This window comes from Nocardia sp. CC227C (assembly GCF_030767025.1).
GTDB lineage: Bacteria > Actinomycetota > Actinomycetes > Mycobacteriales > Mycobacteriaceae > Nocardia.
This window is the reverse complement of the sequence record NZ_JASITE010000011.1, coordinates 49,844-70,726: the sequence shown is the minus strand read 5'-3', so window position 1 is coordinate 70,726 and position 20,883 is coordinate 49,844. Positions and strand designations below refer to the sequence as shown.

Annotated in this window: 13 protein-coding genes; 4 read left to right on the top strand and 9 right to left on the bottom strand. The window is 69.1% G+C overall.

Features of this window, described 5'->3' with window-relative positions; all coding sequences use genetic code 11:
• Positions 1 to 18: 18 nt before the first annotated feature.
• From QMO76_RS22345 to QMO76_RS22330, 4 genes are all read right to left on the bottom strand, one after another.
• Entirely contained in the window at positions 19 to 3,348 is a 3,330-nt protein-coding gene (locus QMO76_RS22345) for an arabinosyltransferase domain-containing protein (RefSeq protein WP_372342042.1), read from the bottom strand.
• A gap of 292 nt (positions 3,349 to 3,640) precedes the next feature.
• On the bottom strand, positions 3,641 to 7,048 hold the full coding sequence (locus QMO76_RS22340; protein WP_372342041.1) for an arabinosyltransferase domain-containing protein: 3,408 nt from the start codon (positions 7,046 to 7,048) through the stop codon (positions 3,641 to 3,643).
• Between the two features lie 11 nt (positions 7,049 to 7,059).
• Entirely contained in the window at positions 7,060 to 7,626 is a 567-nt protein-coding gene (locus tag QMO76_RS22335; protein ID WP_306363279.1) for a dihydrofolate reductase family protein, read from the bottom strand.
• A gap of 138 nt (positions 7,627 to 7,764) precedes the next feature.
• Positions 7,765 to 9,648, bottom strand: a complete 1,884-nt coding sequence (locus QMO76_RS22330) for a glycosyl transferase (RefSeq protein WP_372342052.1) — start codon at positions 9,646 to 9,648, stop codon at positions 7,765 to 7,767.
• Positions 9,649 to 9,880: 232 nt separating this feature from the next.
• Here QMO76_RS22330 and QMO76_RS22325 point away from each other — a divergent pair, with 232 nt between their 5' ends.
• Both QMO76_RS22325 and QMO76_RS22320 read left to right on the top strand, forming a co-directional pair.
• The gene (locus QMO76_RS22325; protein ID WP_306363277.1) at positions 9,881 to 12,241 is read left to right on the top strand and encodes a hypothetical protein; all 2,361 of its coding nucleotides are present in this window, start codon (positions 9,881 to 9,883) and stop codon (positions 12,239 to 12,241) included.
• Between the two features lie 83 nt (positions 12,242 to 12,324).
• The gene (locus QMO76_RS22320) at positions 12,325 to 13,938 is read left to right on the top strand and encodes an HNH endonuclease signature motif containing protein (RefSeq protein WP_306363276.1); all 1,614 of its coding nucleotides are present in this window, start codon (positions 12,325 to 12,327) and stop codon (positions 13,936 to 13,938) included.
• A gap of 44 nt (positions 13,939 to 13,982) precedes the next feature.
• Here the strand turns inward: QMO76_RS22320 and QMO76_RS22315 are convergent, their stop codons facing one another.
• Together QMO76_RS22315 and QMO76_RS22310 are read right to left on the bottom strand one after the other, a co-directional pair.
• Positions 13,983 to 14,171 carry a DUF397 domain-containing protein gene (locus QMO76_RS22315; protein WP_306363275.1) on the bottom strand — a complete coding sequence of 63 codons (189 nt, stop codon included), beginning with the start codon at positions 14,169 to 14,171 and terminating at the stop codon, positions 13,983 to 13,985.
• On the bottom strand, positions 14,168 to 15,043 hold the full coding sequence (locus QMO76_RS22310; protein ID WP_306363274.1) for a helix-turn-helix transcriptional regulator: 876 nt from the start codon (positions 15,041 to 15,043) through the stop codon (positions 14,168 to 14,170). The genes QMO76_RS22315 and QMO76_RS22310 overlap by 4 nt, the downstream gene beginning before the upstream one ends.
• A gap of 215 nt (positions 15,044 to 15,258) precedes the next feature.
• On the opposite strand from QMO76_RS22310, the gene QMO76_RS22305 reads away from it, so the two are divergent.
• Complete coding sequence (locus QMO76_RS22305) at positions 15,259 to 15,525, top strand: hypothetical protein (RefSeq protein ID WP_306363273.1); 267 nt, start codon at positions 15,259 to 15,261, stop codon at positions 15,523 to 15,525.
• Positions 15,526 to 15,659: 134 nt separating this feature from the next.
• Positions 15,660 to 15,887: a hypothetical protein gene (locus QMO76_RS22300; RefSeq protein ID WP_306363272.1), complete on the top strand. Its 228-nt coding sequence runs from the start codon at positions 15,660 to 15,662 to the stop codon at positions 15,885 to 15,887.
• A 41-nt stretch (positions 15,888 to 15,928) separates the two neighbouring features.
• Here the strand turns inward: QMO76_RS22300 and QMO76_RS22295 are convergent, their stop codons facing one another.
• From QMO76_RS22295 to QMO76_RS22285, 3 genes are all read right to left on the bottom strand, one after another.
• Positions 15,929 to 18,400: an arabinofuranosyltransferase gene (locus QMO76_RS22295; protein ID WP_306363437.1), complete on the bottom strand. Its 2,472-nt coding sequence runs from the start codon at positions 18,398 to 18,400 to the stop codon at positions 15,929 to 15,931.
• Positions 18,401 to 18,622: 222 nt separating this feature from the next.
• Positions 18,623 to 19,384 (bottom strand): decaprenylphospho-beta-D-erythro-pentofuranosid-2-ulose 2-reductase, encoded by a 762-nt coding sequence (locus tag QMO76_RS22290; RefSeq protein ID WP_306363271.1) that lies wholly within the window; start codon positions 19,382 to 19,384, stop codon positions 18,623 to 18,625.
• Entirely contained in the window at positions 19,381 to 20,838 is a 1,458-nt protein-coding gene (locus QMO76_RS22285) for an FAD-binding oxidoreductase (protein WP_306363270.1), read from the bottom strand. Before QMO76_RS22285 ends, QMO76_RS22290 begins: the two co-directional genes overlap by 4 nt.
• Between the last annotated feature and the right edge of the window lie 45 nt (positions 20,839 to 20,883).

The window sequence follows — 20,883 nt, the reverse complement described above, 5'->3', positions numbered from 1 at the left end:
AGTGCCGGACGGGTCGGCTCAGACCCGCATCTTGCCGGGACTCCACCAGCCGGAACGGGTTTCGGTGCCGGTGGTGATCTCGGCCGGGGTGGCCGGGTAGAACTGGTCGTAGCGTTCCAGCGAACCCCAGTCGCGCGCCCAGTCGTCCTTCAGATAGGTCGGGATGGTGACCGATCCCGCGATCATCTGGGAGAAGCCGAGCGGCCCACCGAATTCCTCGGCCTGCCAGGTATTGGTGGAGCTGACCGCGAGCGGCCGGTCCGGCAGGATGCGGTAGTTCGGCACGTCCGCAACGCCGTAGCGGTGGTTGAACGGCTGCTGGCAGGGGAACTGCAGGCCCACGGCCCAGTCCAGCAGCACCGGCTGGGTGCCGCCGATGAAGCTGTTGAGCGACTGCAGCTTCGGCACGCGCGGCGGGGTGAAGGCCAGCCACTGGTCGCCGATGAGGATCGGGTCCTTGGCGTGGATGCGCACCACGTCGGCGTCACCGGGCAGTTCGTCCCGCGGCACCCGCACATTCCGCCACGACGGGGCGGGACCGATATCGCGCGGCCGGTACGAGCCGAGCTGTTCGATGCTGCCGTCGGGCAGCCGCCGCCCGTAGTCCAGGAACAGGTCCTGGCCGTAGGTCATGCGCCCGGTGTCGTCGAAGGACATGACGCGTCCGGCCACCGACATGACCACCAGCGGCGAATCCGCTGTGCGGGCGGGCAGTTGGTACCAGCTGGAGTACAGCTCGGCGGGCTGCTGCACCCCGTCCTGCCAGCTGCCCATGACCGGCGTGGTGGCCGGGTCGAGGCCGAAGGGCAGCGCGGCGACGGAGCCGTTGACGCCTTCCGCGCCCAGACCGCCGCCGGTGCCCGCGTTCTCGCCCTCGGCGAAGGCGGGGCCGATGGTCTGGGTGGAGGTGTTGCCGGTGCCCGGCTTCACCTCGACACTGTCGGCGTCGAGCTGTTCGGGAACGCCGTTGGGGGAGAACCCGACCGGCTTCTGCCCGGCGAGCGGATCGCCGTTCAGCGGCGGCCGCTCCGGGTCGATGATGGGTTGCAGGTTGCCGCCGTTCGAATCGGCTTCCACCAGAACGTCATTGGCGAGACCGCACGAATTGCCGCCCAGCGCGTCGATATTCGACCGGGCCAGCGAGTACGCCGGGTACTGCGAGTACGCGCCCTTCACCAGCGACAGCACCTCGAACAGCACCATGAACGCGGCCACCACGGTGAGCGGGATGGCGGCGAACTTGCGAATCCGCCTGCCGCGCTTGGTCCGGGGGTCGGCGGGCGGTTTGGCGTAGCCCTCGCGCAGCGACTGCCAGGCCACCAGCGCGAGCGCCAGCCCGAACAGCATGAGCATGACGGTGTTGGACTGGTAGCCCTGGAAGGACACCCGCTTGTCGAACCACGGCACCCCGAAGCTGGATACGTACCAGTACCCGTTGATGCCGGAGAAGGCGACGGCGAGGGTGAACAGCAGACCCGCCAGGAACACCGACCGGTTCTTGCGTGACCGCAGTGCCGTTGCCGACACCGCGACCGCCGTCACCGCCGCCAGCGAGCCCGCGATACCCGCGTACGCGCCGAAGTGGTGCGTCCACTTGGTCGGGTTGAACATCATGAAGAAGATGGTTCCGAACACCACGCCCATGAGCCGCCAGGTCGGCGCGCTGGCGATGCCCGCCAGCTGCCGCCGCCGCAGCAGCAGCAACATGGTGGTGATCAGGCACAGGATCATGACCAGGAAGGCGAACCGCCGCGACAGCGAACCGTCCACGGTCTCCACGAACAGGTAGTAGTAGCGCAGGTAGTCCTCGTACCAGGCCAGGTTGGGGCCGGTGTCCTGGCGGACCCGGTTGGCCTCCATGATTCCGGCGAAGGTCTGGTCGCCGAATACCACCACGAGCACCAGGAATCCGGCGGCGGCAATGGGCGCGAGCAGCGCGGTGGTGCCCAGTTCCCGATGTTTGCGCACCACGATGCGCACCAGCGGCCGGATGGCGACCAGCAGCGCCGCCACACACATCAGACCGGTGGGCGCGGCGGCCAGCGTGAACGCCGCGATCAATACCGCGACGGCCGCGGGCAGCAGCCGCGAGGTGGCGATGGCCCGCTCGATGGACACCCAGGTCAGCAGCGCGCCCAGGGCCACGATGGGTTCCGAGCGCAGCCCGTTGTCGTAGGGCAGCCAGAAGGCCAGGAACACCAGCCCACCGGTCCACAGCGCCACCCTGGAGTTGCGCACGCCCCGCCCCAGGCGCGGCACCACCTCGCGGCTGATCACCAGCCAGCAGAGGATGCCGCACAGCAGCGCCGGAATCCGCACCCACGCACTGGCGGTGGAGATTTCGGCGAATGCCTGGATGACGTAGTAGTACCAGCCGAACGGCGCTTCCGGCACGCCGTACCAGCGGAAGTAGTTGGCCATGTAGCCCGCGTGCGGTGCGACCCGGGTCATGGTGAGGATGTAGCCGTCGTCGGAGGTGTTCGCGCCCACGAAGTGCCACAGCGTCAGCGTGCCGATCACCGCGCCGTCCGCCCAGGTGGGTTTCGACCAGTGCCGAGGGAAGATGCGCCGGTGCCCGCGACCGTCCGCGGTGTCGAGTACACCCAGCGCGGCCATGGCGATCAGGGTGAGCAGCACCGCGCCGATGAGCGCGACCAGTTTGACGATGGTCGGCGTGGAGGAGAACCGCGAATCCACCGTCATGGTGAAGGCCAGCCCCGCCGGGACGTCGCCGACCAGATCGGTGAAGACGCCGACCACCTGCGGGCGCAGATCCCCGAGCAGCTGCCCCTCCAGCGGCACCACCACGGTTTCGGTGCCACCGCCGGGCAGCGGGCGCTCGATGGTCCGGGTCAGCCCCTCGAATTTCGCGTGGGTGCGCGTGCTGTCGGAGGTGATGACGATCTGCGAGCATTCGCTCATCTCGGACCGCTGCGCGGACGCCACCACGGCATTGCGGTCCACCACGTCCACCGTCTCGCCCGACACCCGCACGAACAGCGCCTGCAGGTCGGCCTCCCGGCCCTGCGGCGGCGCGGTCGACAGCAGGATCCCGCCCCGCGGATCCGCCAGCTGCGTCACCGCCGAACAGGGTATGGCGACATTCAGATCGATGGGCACCTGCGACATGAGCGGCGCTTGGATATTGCCCAGCGTCCCGTTCTGCGGCCAGTCGATCACCGCCGTCGTCTGCTTGACGGGAAGGAACGGCGTAGCCAGCGCGAGCAGCGCTCCCAGCACGCCCGCGACTATCGCGATGATCTTCGCGGTGCGGAAGTCACGCGGCGTCGCGGCGGGCGTCTCGGGCGGTGTCGGCTTGGTGAGTACAGCTGCGGTGGCGTCGGGCACGGTGAGAGATGGTATCTGGCAACGCTGTGAGTGACCGCGTTCACTGGGCCGTTGCGGGACGTATACCGGGCCGAGTTGATTCCAGCCGGAAAGACTCGCGGTGCGGTCCGGTAAACCGCCAGGTCAACGTGTGCCCCCGAGTGAGGCTCGGCGTCGGGGCCCGCAGTGTCAGTGGGTGTGGTCCAGCGCGGGGGAGTCGGGGTGGGCGAGCAGCCACTCCATGCGGCGGCGGCTCGCGTCATCCACGGGGGCACCGTGGGGCGCGCTGACTTCACCGATCGAGCGGCCCCGATCACCGCGCCCGGATCGGGGCGTCATCGGCCAGCCCGGAGCGGGTCTGCACGGTGACGTCCAGTTCGGCCGGTTCGGCGTCGCTCACGTACGGCGTGAACTTCTCCAGCGAACCCCAGTCCCGTCCCCAGTCGTCGTCCAGATAGGTGGGTACGGTCTGGGCCTTCAGGAGCAGGCCGGTCCAGCCGAGGGGGCCGCCGCCGATATCGTCCTGCCAGGCATTGGAGGCGTCGGAGCCGATCCGGTCGGGCATGATGCGCCACTGCGGGACTTCGGCGACGCCGTCGTGGTGGTCGAAGGGGCGCTGGCAGGGGAAGGCGAGGCCGACGTGCCAGTCCTCCAGCACCGGGGCGGTCCGGCCGACCACCGAATCGAGGGTGGCCAGCTTGGGCAGGCGCGGCGGGGTGACGGCCAGCCACTGCTTCTGGGTGATGTCGGCGTCATGGGCGACCAGACGAACGGCGTTGGCCGAGGCCGGAATATCGCGCAGCGGCACCCGCAGGTTGCGCCAGGAGGGGGCCGGGCCGATATCGATGGGGCGGATGCGGCCGATGTCGGTCACGGTGCCGTCGTCGGCGCGGGTGCCGTATTCGACCCACAGGTCCTGACCGTAGGTCTCGACGCCGTCGGCGTCGATGTAGCGGATGCGCCCGGCGGCGGTGACGGCGAGCACCCGGTAGGCCGGGTCGTCGCGCATGCTGTCGGTCAGATCCAGCCGGTACCAGTGGGTGGTGAGGTCGGCGACCCGCTGCTCGTCCCGGGTGTAGCTGCCGAGTACGGGGGTGCGCGCCGGATCGAGCCCGAAGGGCAGCGCCACATTCGAGCCGTTGATCCCCGCCTGCTGACGGCTGCCGCCGCCGGTGCCCGCACCGGTGGTGCGGCTGGTCTTGTTGTCGTCGGTGCCGACGGAATTGGCGCTGCCGGTGACCGTCTCCTCCTCGTCGGCGGTGAGGTCGGCGGCCACCCCGTCGGGGGTGAAACCGGTGTTCTCGGCATCCAGCCCGTCGGCGGGCGACCCCTCGAAGGGTTGCAGCAGCGAATCGGGTGTATCGGTCTCCACCAGCACCTCATTGGCCAGTGCGCACGAATCCCCGCCCAGCGCACGCAGATTCGATTCGGCGATGGAGTAGGCCGGGTACTGGGTGACCGTCGCCTTGGTCAGCGACGCCACCTCGAACAGCACCAGCGCGGCCACCGCGATGGTGAGCGGCATGGTGGCGAACTTGTCGAAACGTCCTGTGCCGCGCGGGGTTCTCGTGTACGGCTGCCGGTAGTGCTGGATCAGCGCGACGAGCAGGAAGATCACCGAGAGCCCGAGGAACAGCGTCGAGAAGCCCTTCCCGGCGATGGACGGCGCTTTGTCCCACCACGGGACACCGTAGCTGGACACGTACCACCAGCCGTTGGACCCGGTGAAGGTGACGGCGAGCAGGAAGAACACCGCCGCCGTGAACAGCGAACGATTGCGCGGCGAGCGAATCCCGTTGACGCCCACCGCGACCGCCGTCAGCGCGGCCAGTGAACCGGCCAGCCCCGCGTACACGCCGAAGTGGTGGGTCCACTTGGTGGGGGTGAACATCATGAGCAGCAGCGACATGAACACGATGCCGAGAATCCGCGCCGACGGCCCGCGCGAGGTGCCCGGAATCCGCCCGTTCTTGCGCAGCATCACCAGTACGCACACCCCGAGGCAGAGCAGCATGATCAGCACGCCGAAGCGCCGCGACAGCGATCCGTCGGGGGAGAGCATGAGCAGCGAATCCCACCGCGTGCGCTCGTCGAACCAGGCCACATTCGGCCCGACCAGCGTGCGCACCCGGGTCGCCTCCATGACGGTGGCCAGCGTCTGATCCGCGAAAACCACCACCAGCACCAGCGTTCCGGCCGCGACGCCGGGAGCCAGCAGCGCGGCGTAGCGCAGGACCGCGGCTCCCCAGCCCGACCGGCCGGTCGCCGTGGAACCGGCAGCTGCGTCGCCGTGCGCCGCCTTCGCGGCCCGCGGCTCATCGGCGGCGGCGGAATCCGCAGCTCCGGCGGCTGCTCGCTCCACTTCCGAGCGCGGCTCGACGGCCCGATGCACCACCGGGTAGTCCGCCCGCGCCCGCTTGATGATGTGCTGGAGCACCGGTCGCGAACCCGCGATGAGCGCGGCCAGGCAGATCAGCCCGGTGGGTCCGGCGGCCAGCGAGAAGGCCGCGATGAGCACGGCGACGGCGGCGGGCAGCAGCCGTCCGGTGGCAATGGCGCGTTCCATGGAGCACCAGGTGAGCAGCGCGCCCGCCGCGATGAGCGGTTCGGGGCGCAGCCCGTTGTCGTAGGGCAGCCAGGCGGCCAGGAACACCAGTCCGGCCGTCCACAGCGCCACCCGGTCGCGTCGCACGCGAGCGCCCAGGCGCGGCAGCACTTCTCGGCTGATCACCAGCCAGCACACGATGCCCGCGAGCAGCGAGGGCAGTCGCATCCACGGGCTGGCGTCGCTGATGCGCGTCATCCACGCCAGTAGTTCGTACGGCCACCCGAACGGCGCTTCGGCCACCCCGAACCACCGGTAGTAGTTGGCCATGTACCCCGACTCCCGCGAGGCGCGAGCCATATTCAGGATGTAGCCGTCGTCGGAGGTGTTGGCCCCGATGACGTGCCACAGCCCCAGCGTGCCGAGTACCGTCACATCGGCGAGCCCGAACTTCCACCAGCGCGCGGGCAGGAAGCGCCGATGCCGCCGTCCGTCGGTGGTGTCCATCAGATGCAGCGCGATGAGCGCGATGATGGTGAACACCACCGCGCCGATCATGGCCAGCCGTTTGAGCAGGGCCGGGCTGGAGGTGAAGCGCGCGTCGATGTCGACCGCGGCCGTGGCCGCGCCCAGCCGGTCCCGTGGCACATCGGTGAAGACACCCACCACCTGCGGCCGCGCGTCCCCGCCGACCTGTCCGGCGAACGGCGTGCCGTCCTGCCGTGCCGCCCCGGTGATCTCGGTGCGCGTCTCGGCGGCGGTGGAGTGCACCGTCAGCGCGCCGCAGTCACCGAGTTCGGCCAGCGGGGCGGACAGCAGCGGAATATTGCGCACCAGCACCTGAACGGTGCGGCCGGTCGCGGGCTCGTCTTCCACCCGGACCACCAGGCCCTTGTCCACCGCCTGCCCGGATGCCGCCGGGACGGTCGAGAACAGCGTGCCGGTCTCCACTCCGTCGCGCACCACCGCGCACGGCAGCGCGGCGGTGAGCTCCAGCGGCGTGTACGACACCAGCGGCGCTTCGAGATTCGCGGTGTCGCCCTGCGGCCAGTGCAGTGTCGGCCGGTCCTGCTCGATCGGCAGGATGGGCATCAACGCTGCCAGCACGACGGCCAGCAGACCGGAGATCAGGGCGATCAGGCGGAGTCGGGGTAACGCTCGGGTGTCTGCGCGCACGGACGTCGATGCTATCGACCCTTGCCCGCCCGGTATCGCAACAGCACCACCCCGGAGCGAAATGCCGTGGTCTCGGCGAGTCGCAGTTCCGGAATCGCCGTGCCGTCGGGGAACAGCCGCGCGCCCCGGCCGAGCACCACCGGGTGGGTGAAGAGCCGGAACTCGTCGACCATTCCCGCGGCGACGAGTTGGTGCACCACGCTGATGCTGCCGGTGACCACGATGTCGTTGCCCGGGGCCGCTTTCAGCGCGCGGATCTCGTCGGCGAGCGGTCCGCTCAGTACGGTCGAGTTGTCCCAGCCGGGTTCGGTCATGGTCCGCGACGGCACGTACTTGTGCACCTTGTTCAGGTATTCGGCCACGCCGGTGGTGTCGGTGTCGACGACGGTGGGCCAGTATCCGCGCATCTCCTCGAAGGTCTTCCGCCCGAATACCACCGCGTCACAGGCGGCGAACTGCGCGCGTACCGCCTCGACCTGGTCGGATTGATCCGGACCCGCGGCGGGCGCGAACCAACCCCCGGTCGCGTCGATGACGCCGTCGAGGGTGATGTTCTCGGTGACTATCAGATCTCGCATGGCAAGCCTCGCTTTCTGTCGGACCGTCGATCCGGCGGTTGGCGACCACCCGGGAGCGAACGGCCTCAGCGGTGGTGCAGCTGGGACAGGGCCGTACACCAATGGCGACTGCGCGGCGCGGCGGAATTCATCGGTGGCTCAGACGAGTCCGCGCACATCCCAGATCCAGACACCGTTGACGCGCTGCCCGTGGAAGCCGAGCAGCTGGTCCACGGTGAGGCGCAGTACCTCGCCGTGTTCGGTGGGCGGCAGCACCAGCACATCGGCCTGCCAGTACCGCAGATCCGCCAGCGCCTGGGCGCGCAGCGCGTCGTCGACGACCGGAACCCGGTCGGCCTGCTGGGCTTTCATGAGCAGGGTGGCGGTGGGCCGGTCGTCGGGGCCGTAGCGGCCCTTCTTGTCGGAACCGGTGGGCCCCACGAAATAGCCGCCCGCCAGCGGGAAGCTGAAGTCGGCGGCGGTCTGCCAGCGCAGGGCGCGGGCGTCCGGCGGGGTCGGCGGCGGCACGATCACCACGGAACCGTCGGTGACATACCGGTTCACGGTGCCGTCGGCGAAGAAGGCCGGGGTGGGGGCGCGCTGCACCACCGGAAGAATGGTGGGCGTGAGCGGTACCAGCGCCACGGCCAGCGCGGCGAACCAGGCCAGCGGCCGCCAGTCGGTCGCCGACTCCCGCCAGTACAGCACCGCGCGCTGCGTCGCCAGCGCCAGAATGGCGGCGATGGCCGGTATGGCGGCGAAGGTGAAGCGCGATTCCAGCACCGAATTCACCAGCGGCAGCTGCTCGAACCAGTGCCAGGGCAGCGTGATTCCGGTGTCCTCGCGGCCGATCATCAGGCTCGACCCCAGCGACAGCAGGGTGAACGCCACGATCACCACGCTCGCCGCGCGCACCACCCGGTTGCGCCACAGCAGGATCGCGCCGACGGTGACGAGCAGTAGCAGCGGCCAGCCGAAATACGAGTTCTCCTCGGTGGGATTGATGGCCACGTTCGTGCCCGGCGAGAGCATGCCGCCCAGTGATTCGGAGGGGAACTGGAACAGCGCCTCGAGATCGTTGCCCATGGGGCCGTGGTCGATGGACCGGTACGACTGCGGCCCGAAGAACTGCCACCACAGCGGAATCTCGGTGAGCGCCACCGTGATCAGCGCGGCCAGGGCGACCGTGGGCGTGCTGCCGCGCAGCACGTGCCAGCCCAGCCGGGGCCGGTGCAGGTAGTACACGAGCGCGAAGACCCCGAAGGCCATGGCGTAGATGAGCAGCGGTTCCTCGCCCAGCGCGATCTGCAGCGCCACCAGCAGGCCGAGGACCACGGCGTCGCGGCCGCGCCGCCCGAACGGCCGTGCCGTCGCGAGATCCGCCCGGTCGACGTCGGCGGTCGGTCGCGCCGTCGCGGGGACCGCCCGGTTGCCGCCGGAGGTTTCCGCGCGTTCGGCCAAGCGGAGGAACCGCGCGGTAATGATCGGCAGCAGCAGGAGCACCACGAAGTTCGGGTGCGCGTTGCCGTGCGAGATCATGCCGGGCGCGAAGCCGCAGAACAGGCCGCCGATCGCCGCCGCGGGCCGGGAGTCGACCAGGTGGCGCGAGAAGAGCCAGTACCAGGCGAACGCCGTTCCGGCCAGTCCGAGGGTGAGCACGAGCACGAAGGTGACGGTCGGCCCGAACAGCAGGGTGATGGGTGTGAACGGCACGCCGACGCCGAACATGGCGGTATTCGCCATCATGTTGACGCCGTCGGGATAGTTCTGCAGCACGGTGCCGAGGGGGTTCTCCAGGTTCGCGACATTGTGCGCGGTGACGGCGAAGAACCATTCCCACATGGTCTGGTCCTGACCGCTCTTGATCAGATACCCGTCCTCGGGGTGCCGCCACTGTCCGGAGAGCACCAGCACGGCCAGCGCCAGATAGCCGCCCGCGATCAGGAGGTCGGTGCGGGCGAGCCGGAGGCGGTGCGCGATTCGCCGGGATCGGGACAGGTGCGCGGCGGTCTTCGGGACGGTCCGCTCCAGCACTTCCAGCACTGCCACGGCCGACCCGGTTTTGTCCGTCCGGTCGGTTTCCCGCCCCGAATTCACAAGCTGACTCCTCTTACCGGCACAACAGCCCGCCACGCTACCGGCCGCGGCTGAGATTCCGCTGGCAAGTCCGGGAGTTATCCACAGAGAACATCACCAATCCACAGATTTCAGGCGGTTTATCCCCAGATGTGTCGAGTGCCGGGTAGGTGCGGCCGCCAGCGCCTACCGTTTCGGTATGCGATTGCATTTCGACCTCGAGGAGGACGAGGAGTTCACCGTCGCCGCCGAGCTGCTGGTGCGGCGGTGCGCGGAGTGGGCGCGGCAGCGGGGGACGCCGATCGTGGAGCCGATCGCGGGCGTCGCGCTGGAGGCCCGGCACCTGAGCAGCGACGGCCGGCTCGCGCACTGGACGCCGGACGCGGTGTGCGATGTGCTGCTGGACTGGATTCCCGACGCCGCGGCCGAGATCGACCGGGCCGCCGACGCCCCGGATACGCTGCGGACACTGCTCGGCTATCTGGCCGACAACGGGCTGCTGGATCCCCGGGGCAGCGGACTCGACGAGCTGCTGGAGGTGATCACCGAGACCGAGCCGGAATTCCGCGCGGAGCTGCGGGACGCCCTCGCGCTGGAAGACACCGCCGAGTTTCCGGATGCGGGCGGCGCAGCGGGTGTGAGCCCGGCGGACCGGCCGGGCGGCACTCGGGCGACGAACCGGGCTGACGGTGTTCCGGGTGTGGGCCGGGTAGGCCCGGCGGACGGCGCGCTGGGGGCGGAGGGTGTTCCGGGTGTGAGCCCGGCGGATCGGACGGGCGGCGCGCTGGGGGCGGACGGTGTTCCGGGTACGAGCCCGGCGGACCGGATGGACGACGCGCTGGGGGCGGACGGTGTTTCGGGTGTGAGCCCGGCGGATCGGACGGACGGTGCGCTGGGGGCGAGCGGGCAGGTCGGTGCGTTCGGACCCGGCGGTGATCCCGGAGCGAACGGTGCTTCCGGTCCGCGCAGTGCTTTCGGCGCTCACAGGCCGTCCGGTCCGCACGGTGCCGACGCGGAAATCTCCGAGGCGCTGATGCGCGTGCTGACCGGCGATCTGGATGCGGCCGACCTGGAAACGGCCGATCTGGATCCGGCCGAGGTGGACGATCTGGTGGCGCTGTTGGAATCCGGGCTGATCTCGCATGGCCCGGACCTGCTCGTCGGTGACGAAGGCTCCGTGCGGACGTTCGCCCAACCTCCGGTCGTCCTGCCGGACCGCGCGGATTTGGTCGCGGCGGCCGAGGCGGCACCGGTGGTGCGGCAGTTGCGGCAGCTGGTGGACTGGGTCGGCACCGGCCGCGCGCTCACGGCGCACGGCCGCCTGCGCATCGCTGACGCCCGGGAACTGGTCGCCCTGCTCGATACCGGCGACGACCCAGCGGGCGTTCGCGACGCGACGCGCCTGCCGGAGCTGACCCGGCTGGTCGCGTGGGCGAAACACCTACGTTTGGTTCGCGTCGTGCAGGGCGAATTGCGGCAGGTCGCCAGGGCGCGTCCCCTGCTGCGCGATTCCCTGGCGCTGTGGCGGCGGGCTTTCGACGCCGTCCTCGAATCGGCGGAGATCACCTACGGCACCTCGCGATTCGACGACCTGTCCCCGCTGTCGGACGTGCACGAACTGGTGCTGCCGGACATGCTCAACACCCTGTACGGCATGCCGCATCCGATGCCGCTGCGACGGCTCGAGGAGCCGGTGTTGGCGCAGTGGTCGGAGAACTACGCGGATTTCACGGCTGCGGGGTCGGCGCGGGACGAGCGGGCGCGTATCGGCGCGGACCTGCTGACCGTTTTCCAGGTGCTGGACCGTCTCGGTGCCGTCGAGCTGACCCGTGGCGTCGCGGACCCGCTGTACCTGTCGGATCTCAACGACCCCGAATTCGATCCGGTGCCCTGGCTCGATGCCAAGGCGCGCAAGGCATTACGCACCGACCTACGCAAGCCGGGCACCCTCGTGGCACTGACCGATCCGGGTACCGCCGCCATGCGGGATCGGCTGCTCGCCGAGGGCCGCGAGGCCGGCGTCGTCGGCGAACTGCGCGCTGCCGACGCCGCCGGACTGCTCGGCGTGGTCGCCGACCACTACACCGCGGAGACCGCCCACCTGGAGATCCACGGCTGGCTCGACGCCCACCACGGCGACCGCGAGCCGCTGCTCCAGGCGATTCGGGACTGCCCCTTCCGTGGCCGCGCGGCCGCCATGCTGCGCATCCTGGGCTTGGCGTTACCCGACGGCCCCCGCTTCCTGCGCGGCCTGCGCGGCGACCCGGTGCTGACCCCGCTGGTGGTGGCCCAGCTCGTCTCCGACGGCGAATTGAGCATGGTTGACATCACCGACGACGAGGGCCTGCTCGCCATGACGGAAAGCATGCTGCAACTGCTCGAAATCGGCGGCCCCGCGGCGGTGTTGGAGCAACTGGCGGATACGCCGCCGACCGAGCGCGGCGAACTGGCGTGCACACTCGCCGAATCCGGGCATCCGGCCCGAACGGCCCTCGCCGAACTGGTGTCCGTCATTCGAACGCCGACAGTGAACGGCAGGCGGTACAACCGTGGCGATTGAACCGGACGAAGCGGATGCGAAGATATCGCAGGTCAAATAGTTTTCCTGTTCTCCCGCAATGTGATTCGCTATAGAATGAAGATATGAACGGGGGAGGGGAAATTCAGGAGCGTGGCATCGCCCGCGACATGGTCGCAGCGGCGACCACCGCGCTGAACTGCGATCTCACCCGCATGAACGATGACGATTTCGTCGAATGGATGCGCGAGGTCGAAACGGCGCGTCGGCTGCTGGATGCGTTGTCGCACAGGTTGGTAATCGAGACTTCCGACCGCTCGCTGGGTGAACGGTCCGGTGTGGCGGGTACCAGGCAATTCCTGATCGAGACTGTGCGAATCTCGCGCGCCGACGCCAATTCCCGCTATCGCATGGCCGAGAAGCTGGGCCGATTCCACCTGCTCGCCGGATTCGACGGCGCGGTCGAATTGCCGAATACCGCACGCGCCCAATCCGACGGTGAGATCTCCGCCGACCACGCCCGCCAGATCGTGAAGGTGATGAGGCGGATTCCGCACGCGGTAACGCCCGCCGACCGTGAAGCGGCCGAACGTGTGCTGGCCGACACCGCCCGCAAGGTCACTCCCGACGACATCCCCCGCGTGGGTGACGAGATCCTCGGCTACCTCGACCCCGACGGCGCGCTGCCCGACGACCGCGACCGCGCCCGGCAGCGCGAGCTGGTGCCGGGCCGCCAACGCCCCGACGGCATGTCGCCGCTCAACGGCCTGGTCGATCCCACACTGCGGGCCTTCCTGGACATGGTCTTCGCGAAATGGGGACGGCCGGGCATGAACAACCCCGACGATCCCGACAGCCCCCGCACCGCCCCCGCTGCCGTCGACCCCGCTGTGATCGAGGCCGCCGCCCGGCGTGACCGGCGATCGGCCGGGCAGCGCAACCACGACGCCCTCACCGCATTCCTCGCGGCCGGTGGCGGCCCGGAGAAACCGGGCACCCATCGCGGCCTCCCGGTATCGGTCATCCTGACCATGCACCTCGGCGATGTCGAACGCGCCCTCGGCATCGACTCGATCGTCGAGCCCGGTGACGCGGTCGCACGAACCGCATCGGGCACCCGCATGTCGATCACCGAAGCTCTGCGCATGGCGCAGCGCTCGATACCGACCCTGGTGGTGTTCGACCACACCGGCATGCCCCTGCACCTCGGCGGCAGCCGCCGACTCGCCTCCCCGTGGCAGCGCCTCGCCCTCATCGCGGCCGAACGCGGCTGCACCCGCCCCGGCTGCGACGCCCCGGCCGTCTACTGCGCCGTCCACCACAAACGCGAACACGCCGCCGACGGCCCCACCGACATCGAAAACCTCACCCTCGCCTGCGACCCCTGCCACGCCCGCATCACCAACACCTCCCAAGGCTGGACCACCCCCGCCCCACCCCTGGGTGCCCGCGCGGTCGGCCCCGCCACCTGGATCGCCCCCCACCACGTCGACCCGACCCGCACGCCACGCACCAACCCCCGCCACCACGGCGGCGAGCTACTCGCCCACGCCCGCCGCCAGATCCTGGCCGACTACGCCCACGCCGCCGAACAACACCGGCACTGGTTGGCCGCTGCCGACCCCGATCCGGACCGGCCGCAGACCCCGGTGGACACCGATACCGATACGCAGCACCCGGCCGGGCAACTCAGAGACGGTCACCGCATCTGCACCCGAAGACCTCGCCGTGGCAGTTGAATGCCACGGGCAATGAATCCGCAGGCCGCGCCTCGCGACCGCGTTCAGTCCTGCCAGATACCGCTGGTGAGGAAGCCATCCCACTGCTCCGGGGTGAACCACAGCTCGGACCCGCCGGGATTCTTCGAATCACGCACGCCGACAGCGTTTTCCGCGTGATAGACCTCGACGCACTGCTTCCCGGTCTCGGATCGACTGGACTTATACCATTCTCCCTGGATCGGCTTCCTCACGCCGTGTACTCCTTCGCCGCCCGAAACACCAGATCTCTGGTGTCCTTCTCCGTCAACGCTACCGCCTGCAATTGCGTGATCGCCTGCCGATACTGATCGACAACATCGGCTCGTTCGGTGGTCATGGGGGCGTTCACCACGTCCAGGTACACCACCGGCGGCACCGTCAGGCCGCTTGCGCCACGCGGAAACTCCAACAGGGTGAAGCTCTGGACGATCAACCCTCGATGTGGTCCCACTCCGAACGGTACGACGCGGATGCTGACATTGATCTGTTCGCCGACCTCTGCCAGCCAGCGCAGCTGATCCGCCATCACGGCCGGGCTGGCAGGCCGGTGACGTAAAACCGCTTCGGACAGCAGGATATCCATCCGGAAATCGACTTCGCTCAACCGACTTTGCCTGCGGGTCATCAGTTCGAGCCTTCGTTCGGTATCGACCGGGGGCAGATCCGGCTCATCGATGAGAATCACAGCTCGCCGGTACTCGGGGATCTGAAGCAGGCCCGGCACGAGCACGGTTTGATGGCTGATCATCACGTTTGCCGCGGATTCCAGCCGCAGATAGTGGGGGAACTGCGAGACGAACTGGTCCGAGTACGGTTGCCAATAGCTTTTCGAATTGCCCTGTGCCTGGTCGGCCTTCTCGTGCGACCGCAGTACTTCCCACAGCCGCATAGCCTCCGCGCGCTGGTCGTCGTCCCCACCATAGAACTCGAGCAGTTGTTCGATCTGCGGCGTGCTCAGCCGCGTCGGCCAGCCTTCCTCGAGCCGCATGATCGTCTGGCGTGACGTGTCGATGTGTTTGGCGGCGGCCAGTGGCACCTTCCCCGCCGCTTTGCGCAGCGACTGGACGAACGCCCCGAAATCCATACGGGCGACTGTTGTTCCGGCCATTTCGTCAGCCTCACTATCGTCCGAGTGTCCAGTACGGACAGTGTCCACAGTGGACACTCCACGGTATTCCGCGGACTGTCCACACGGTGTGGATTCGGAGATGTCTACTGGTCCTACACCCGGCGACGACAGCGCGGATCCGCCGCTCGGTGCTTCGAATCGAACCGGTACGCACGCGAGGAGATCGTCGAATGTATTGGGAAGTCTGGATTCTGGGATTGGCAGCGTTGGGTGCGCTCGTCTTCGTCTGGGCGATGCGCGGTATCGGCGAGGACTGGCGGGAGGATCGCGAGCTTCCCCCTTTTGTCCTGCCGTACGTCGAAGGTGGCGGCAGCGTGGAGGTTCCGCGTCCACGCCGTCGCGGTGGCGCGCATCGTTCGGGGCGTGGCAGACATCGTTGCGGCAGCGGATTCGATGGTCGACTGCTGATGGCGGGCTCGCCGAGCGGCGGCAAGTGATGCTCGAATCGCCGCCGACACCGGGTGCCGATCGTGCGCCATGCCCCGCGTGGGGCTCCTACCAGCTGGCCCGTCATAGTCTCGAAGCGCACGCCGGATGCCGCAGCGCGGACTGCCCGCACAAGGCCCCGGCCATGGCGGCCTTGATCGAGGCGGTCGACGCGGAGTTGGCGGAGGTACGCATGCTGATCAAGGATGCGACATCCACCGAGCCCACGAGCGATCCCCTTGCCCGCCACGCCGACGAGTTCGCCGCTCGCCTGGCGGCCGTGAGCCGGCCCGCTGACCCAACCCGAAGCGGCGGCCGAGCCTGGACCGGCGACGCGACCCGGACTGACGAAGCGGCCCGATCGGCGACGTGACCCGGGGGCGTCGTGAGCCGGGCGGGCGTCGTGACCCGGGATCAGCGCTCCACGACCACCACCGTGAACGGTCCGATATCGGTCACGGTGAAGCGGGGGTCGTCGAACAGCTGAGCCGGGAAGGTCACCTGGTAGCGCTTCACGTTGGGCTGGTTCGGGTAGACGTCTTCGGCCAGGCGCAGGGTGTAGTTGTCGCCGGACTGGCGGAAGAGGAAGGCGTCGGGGGCGCGCCAGGGGGCGGTGCGAAGGGCCTCGACCAACTCCTCGGGGGATTCCAGGGTGGACCAGCGCTCGATCTCGTCGGCGCGGGCCGGGAAATCGGCGAGTGGATTGGCGTAGTGCGAGGTCAGGGCCTGGAAACCGAAGTAGGGGTAGATGGACAGGAAGCTGAGGTCGGCGGTGAGCACCACCGTCTCGTCGCGGGGGCGGCCGGTCTGCTCGCGCAGGGCGGCATCGATCTCGTGGTAGTACGAGACCGCCGACGGGGGGAACTTGTCCGCGCGCACGCCGTCGCCGTCGGTGTCGGTGTAGGCCGTGGTGATCTCCGGTTCGAGGATCTCCGGGATCTGCTGGCCGAAGCCGATCGCGCCGAGCACGGCCACGGCCGCGACCACGGCCCGGAACCGTTCCGGCTCGTTCAACACCTGGTAGATCGCCCGCGCGCCCTCCGCGAAACCGAACGCGCCCGCCGCCGCCAGCAGCACCAGCAGCACCGGCTCCAACCGGAAGGACAGCAGCGTGGTCCCGGCCGCGGTCAGCAGCATGGACAGCAGGCACCACAGGTAGACGGCCACCACGCCCACCGTCAGCGCCTGCGCCCGCCGTGAACTGCCCACCCGCAGCACCAGCCAGATCACGCCGATCAGGCACAGCCCGCCCAGCAGTGAGAGTTCGAACATGGGCAGCGGCAGCCGCGCCCCGCCCTCGGGCAGATAGTGGAAGGCGGTGCCCGAGCTGGGGAAGCCCTCGCGCAGTACCCGCAGCAGGAACGGCAGCCACACCACCAGCGCCAGCAGCCCCGCGACCACGCCGATCGCGATCAGCCGCACCAGGATCGGCCGCAGCAGCCGCCAGACACCGGGCACCTCCTGCTTGGTGCGCCGATGCACCCGCAGCGCGGCATGCCGCTGCCACAGCGCGATTCCGGCGGCGGCCACCGCCATCAGACACACCGCGAACACCGCCACCGCGAAATACAGCGTGTAGAACGTGGCCGCCAGCCCGAGGAACAGCCCGGTGCCGAGCACGGCCCCCCACCCCCCGGCGGTCGAGACAGACCCCACAGCCCGGGAACCCGCGGCCTCGAAACCCACAGCCCCGGACCCTGCGGCGTCGGAACCCGCAGCGCCGGAGCCCGCGGCTTTGGATCCCGCCGCGCCGGAGCCAGCGGCGTCGGATCCTGCCGCCCCGGAGCCCGCGGCGTCGGATCCTGCCGCCCCGGACCCTGCGGGGTCGGATCCTGCGGCGTCGGATCCCGCCGCCCCGGACCCTGCGGCTTCAGAGGTCGTCGCGCTGGAGCCCGCGGCTTTGGATCCTGCCGCGCTGGATCCCGCCGCCCCGGATCCTGCGGCGTCGGATCCCGCAGCGTCGGATCCCGCAGCGTCGGATCCCGCAGCGTCGGATCCTGCGGGGTCGGATCCTGCGGGGTCGGATCCTGCGGGGTCGGATCCTGCGGGGTCGGATCCTGCGGCGTCGGATCCCGCAGCCCCGGAGCCCGCGGCTTTGGAACCCGCGGCCCTGGATCCAGCAGCTTCGCCGCCAGCTGTTCGTGCACCCTCGGTCTGAAATTCAGCCCGATATCCAACAGCCCCGTATTCGGCGGGCCGGTGCAGCGCCCCCCAGGCCAGTACCAGCACCGGCGGCAGCAGCACGACCAGCACCGCGCTGTACGCCTCCGGCGCGGCGTACGCCACCGTCACCGCCGTGGTGGCGGCGGCGACGGCGATCGCCCAGTCCGCACGAATCAGCTTGGACCACAGCACGAGTGCCAGCGCCGCGGCCACGGCCAATGCGGTGATGGCCCAGGGCTTGAACGCCTCCCATCCGTCGAGGCCGAACAGATTCGCGAATCGCCCACCGGCCCAGAACCATCCGGCCGGATAGAACGGCGGCAGATCCACGTAGTTCATATCCCGCAGTGCCGCACCGTCGGTCAGCCGCGTCAGATACTGCGTCCGGAACTCCTGGTCCACCGACAGCCCGAACAGATACAGCTTGGTCGCCCCGAGCGGCATCCCCAGCGTCACCGTCACGAACGTCGAAATACCGCCCCACGACAGCACTTTCGCCACCCACGGCCACTTCCGCGCCCGCACCAGCCAGATCGCCGCCACCAGCATGGCGACGGCGACCACCTGCCCGACGGTGGTCAGTGCCCGCGTCACATTGGAGGAGTTGAACGCGGGCCACGCCACGCTCGCGAACGCCACCAACCAGACCCCGGCCACCACCGCGGCGACCGCGCCCGCGAGCACCGCCTCACCGAGCGCGCCCCCGGCCTGCCGCGCCAGCAGCCCCCCGCGCCCCCCGGTTGGTTCCGTAGTCGTGTCGTGCACTCTGCCTCCGGATGCTCGGTCCGTGTGTGGTCACCGCGCGACAGCCTAACCGCCCGCCACGCCCACACCGCGTTACCTCGGGCTCGACCCCGCAGACGAGAACTGCCGCACCTTCACGCCGAAGATGCGGCAGTACACGGTTGTCGCCGATACGCGGCGGGCCGGGCCCTCGAACGACCCCTACACCGGCAGCTTGCGGAACACCGCGCGCGGGATGTGCCGCAGGATCATCATCACGTAGCGGAAAGTGCCCGGGGCCCAGACGATTTCCTTGCCCTTGGCGGAACCGCTGACCGCGAGCGCGGCCACCTGCTCCTTGTCCACGGTGAGCGGGGCTTCCTTGACGTGCGCCGACATCCGGGTCCGTACCTGTCCCGGGCGGATGACGGTGACGCGCGGCCCGTGCGGGCGCAGCGCCTCGCCGAGGCCCAGGTAGAAGCCGTCGAGTCCGGCCTTGGTGGAGCCGTAGACGAAGTTGGAGCGGCGCACCCGCTCGCCGGCGACCGACGACATGGCGATGATGCGGCCGTAGCCCTGCACCTTCATCTTCTCGCCGACCAGCACGCCCACCGAGACGGCGGCGGTGTAGTTGAGTTCGGCGGCGATGACGGCCTTGCGCTGGTCCTGCCACAGTTCCTCGGCGTCGCCGAGCATGCCGAAGGCCACGATGGCGACATCGACGTCGCCGCGCGCCCACGCCTGCTCGATGACCTCGGGGTGGCTGTCCATATCGAGCGCGTCGAAGTCGATGAGCTCGACGTCGGACGCGCCCGCGTCCTTCATCTGCGCCACCGCCTGCTCGCGCAGCGGATCATTGGGCAGCGCCGCGAGGACGATGCGCGCGGGGGCTTTCTTCAGGTACTCCGAGCAGATCGCCAGACCGATCTCGGAGGTGCCGCCCAGCAGCAGAATGGTCTGCGGATTCCCGACCGCATTGATCACTGAAGCTCCAGCCTTCTCGCCATATCGGACATGAAAACGCCTGTGGGGTCGACGGTTCGGCGGACCTTGATCCACTCGCCGATCCGGGGGTACATCTTGTGGAAGGTCTCCGCGGTGGTGCGGGAGTCCTTGCCGGTGTAGAGCCGTCCGCCGAATTCCAGCACGCGTCGATCGAGGTCGTTGACGAACTCGTTGAGCCCCGCCTTGATCGGGAAGTCCACGCAGATGTTCCAGCCCGGCATGGGGAAGCTCAGCGGGGCCTGGTTACCCGGACCGAACAGTTTGAAGACGTTCAGGAACGAGTAGAACCCGGACTGCTGGATGTCGACGATGATGCGCTTGAACTCGTCCACCGACTCCGGCGGCACCACGAACTGGTACTGCAGGAAGCCGTTCGAGCCGTAGCCGCGGTTCCACTCACCCAGCATGTCCAGCGGGTGATAGAACTGCGTCAGATTCTGCACCTTGCCCCGGTAGGTACCCGACTTGCGGTACCAGATCTCGCCGATGGGCGTGAAGGTGTACTTGTTGGCCAGCCCGTTCGGGAACACGTCCGGCAGCGTGAAGAAGGTCTTGCCGTTGAACTTCAGCGGATCCTTCCGCAGCTTCTTCGGCAGCTGATCCAGCTTGGCCAGATTGCCGCGCGAGATCGCGGCGCGCCCCAGCTTCGGCATCGGGCTGATGGCGTCGAACCAGGCCGAGCTGTACTCGTAGCGGTCCTCGGAACCGTCGCTGTGGAAGGCGATGGTGTCGTCCAGCGTCGGGGTGACATCACCGTCGGCAATGAAATACGCAGTCTCGGTGGGCGTCATCTCGATGGTGGCCCGCAGGATGATGCCGGTCAGACCGCACCCGCCCACCGTCGCCCAGAACAGCTTCGCGTTCTTCTTGGGCGTGATGTGGTGCACGGTGCCGTCGGCGGTGAGCAGCTCCATCGACCGCACGTGATTGCCGAAGCTGCCCGCGCTGTGATGGTTCTTGCCGTGGATATCCGACCCGATGGCCCCGCCCACGGTGACCTGCCGGGTGCCCGGCAGCACCGGCACCCACAGGCCGAACGGCAGTGCGGCCTTCATGAGCTGATCCAGGTTCACGCCGCCGTCGACATCGACCAGTCGGGTGGCGGCGTCGATCTTGTGGATCTTGTTCAGCGCGGTCATGTCGACCACGAGACCGCCCGCGTTCTGCGCGTTGTCGCCGTACGAACGCCCGAGCCCGCGCGCGATGACGCCGCGGCGCAGATGTGCGGGCTTCGACTCGTTGTCTTCGGCCACCATGGCGACCGCCTTGGCGATCACCTCGGGATCGGACGTGGCGAGGACCTCGGATGTTGTCGGTGCGGTGCGACCCCATCCGGTGAGCTTCCGGGTCTGCGTCGGCAGTGCGTACGCTCCCTCGGAGGCCGAGCTCGTCTCGGCGGCACCGGCAGTGGTGGTCTGAGCTTTCGTGGACATCGGGATAGAGGCTACAGGCATAACCGCCCATCGGCTGGTGCCGTT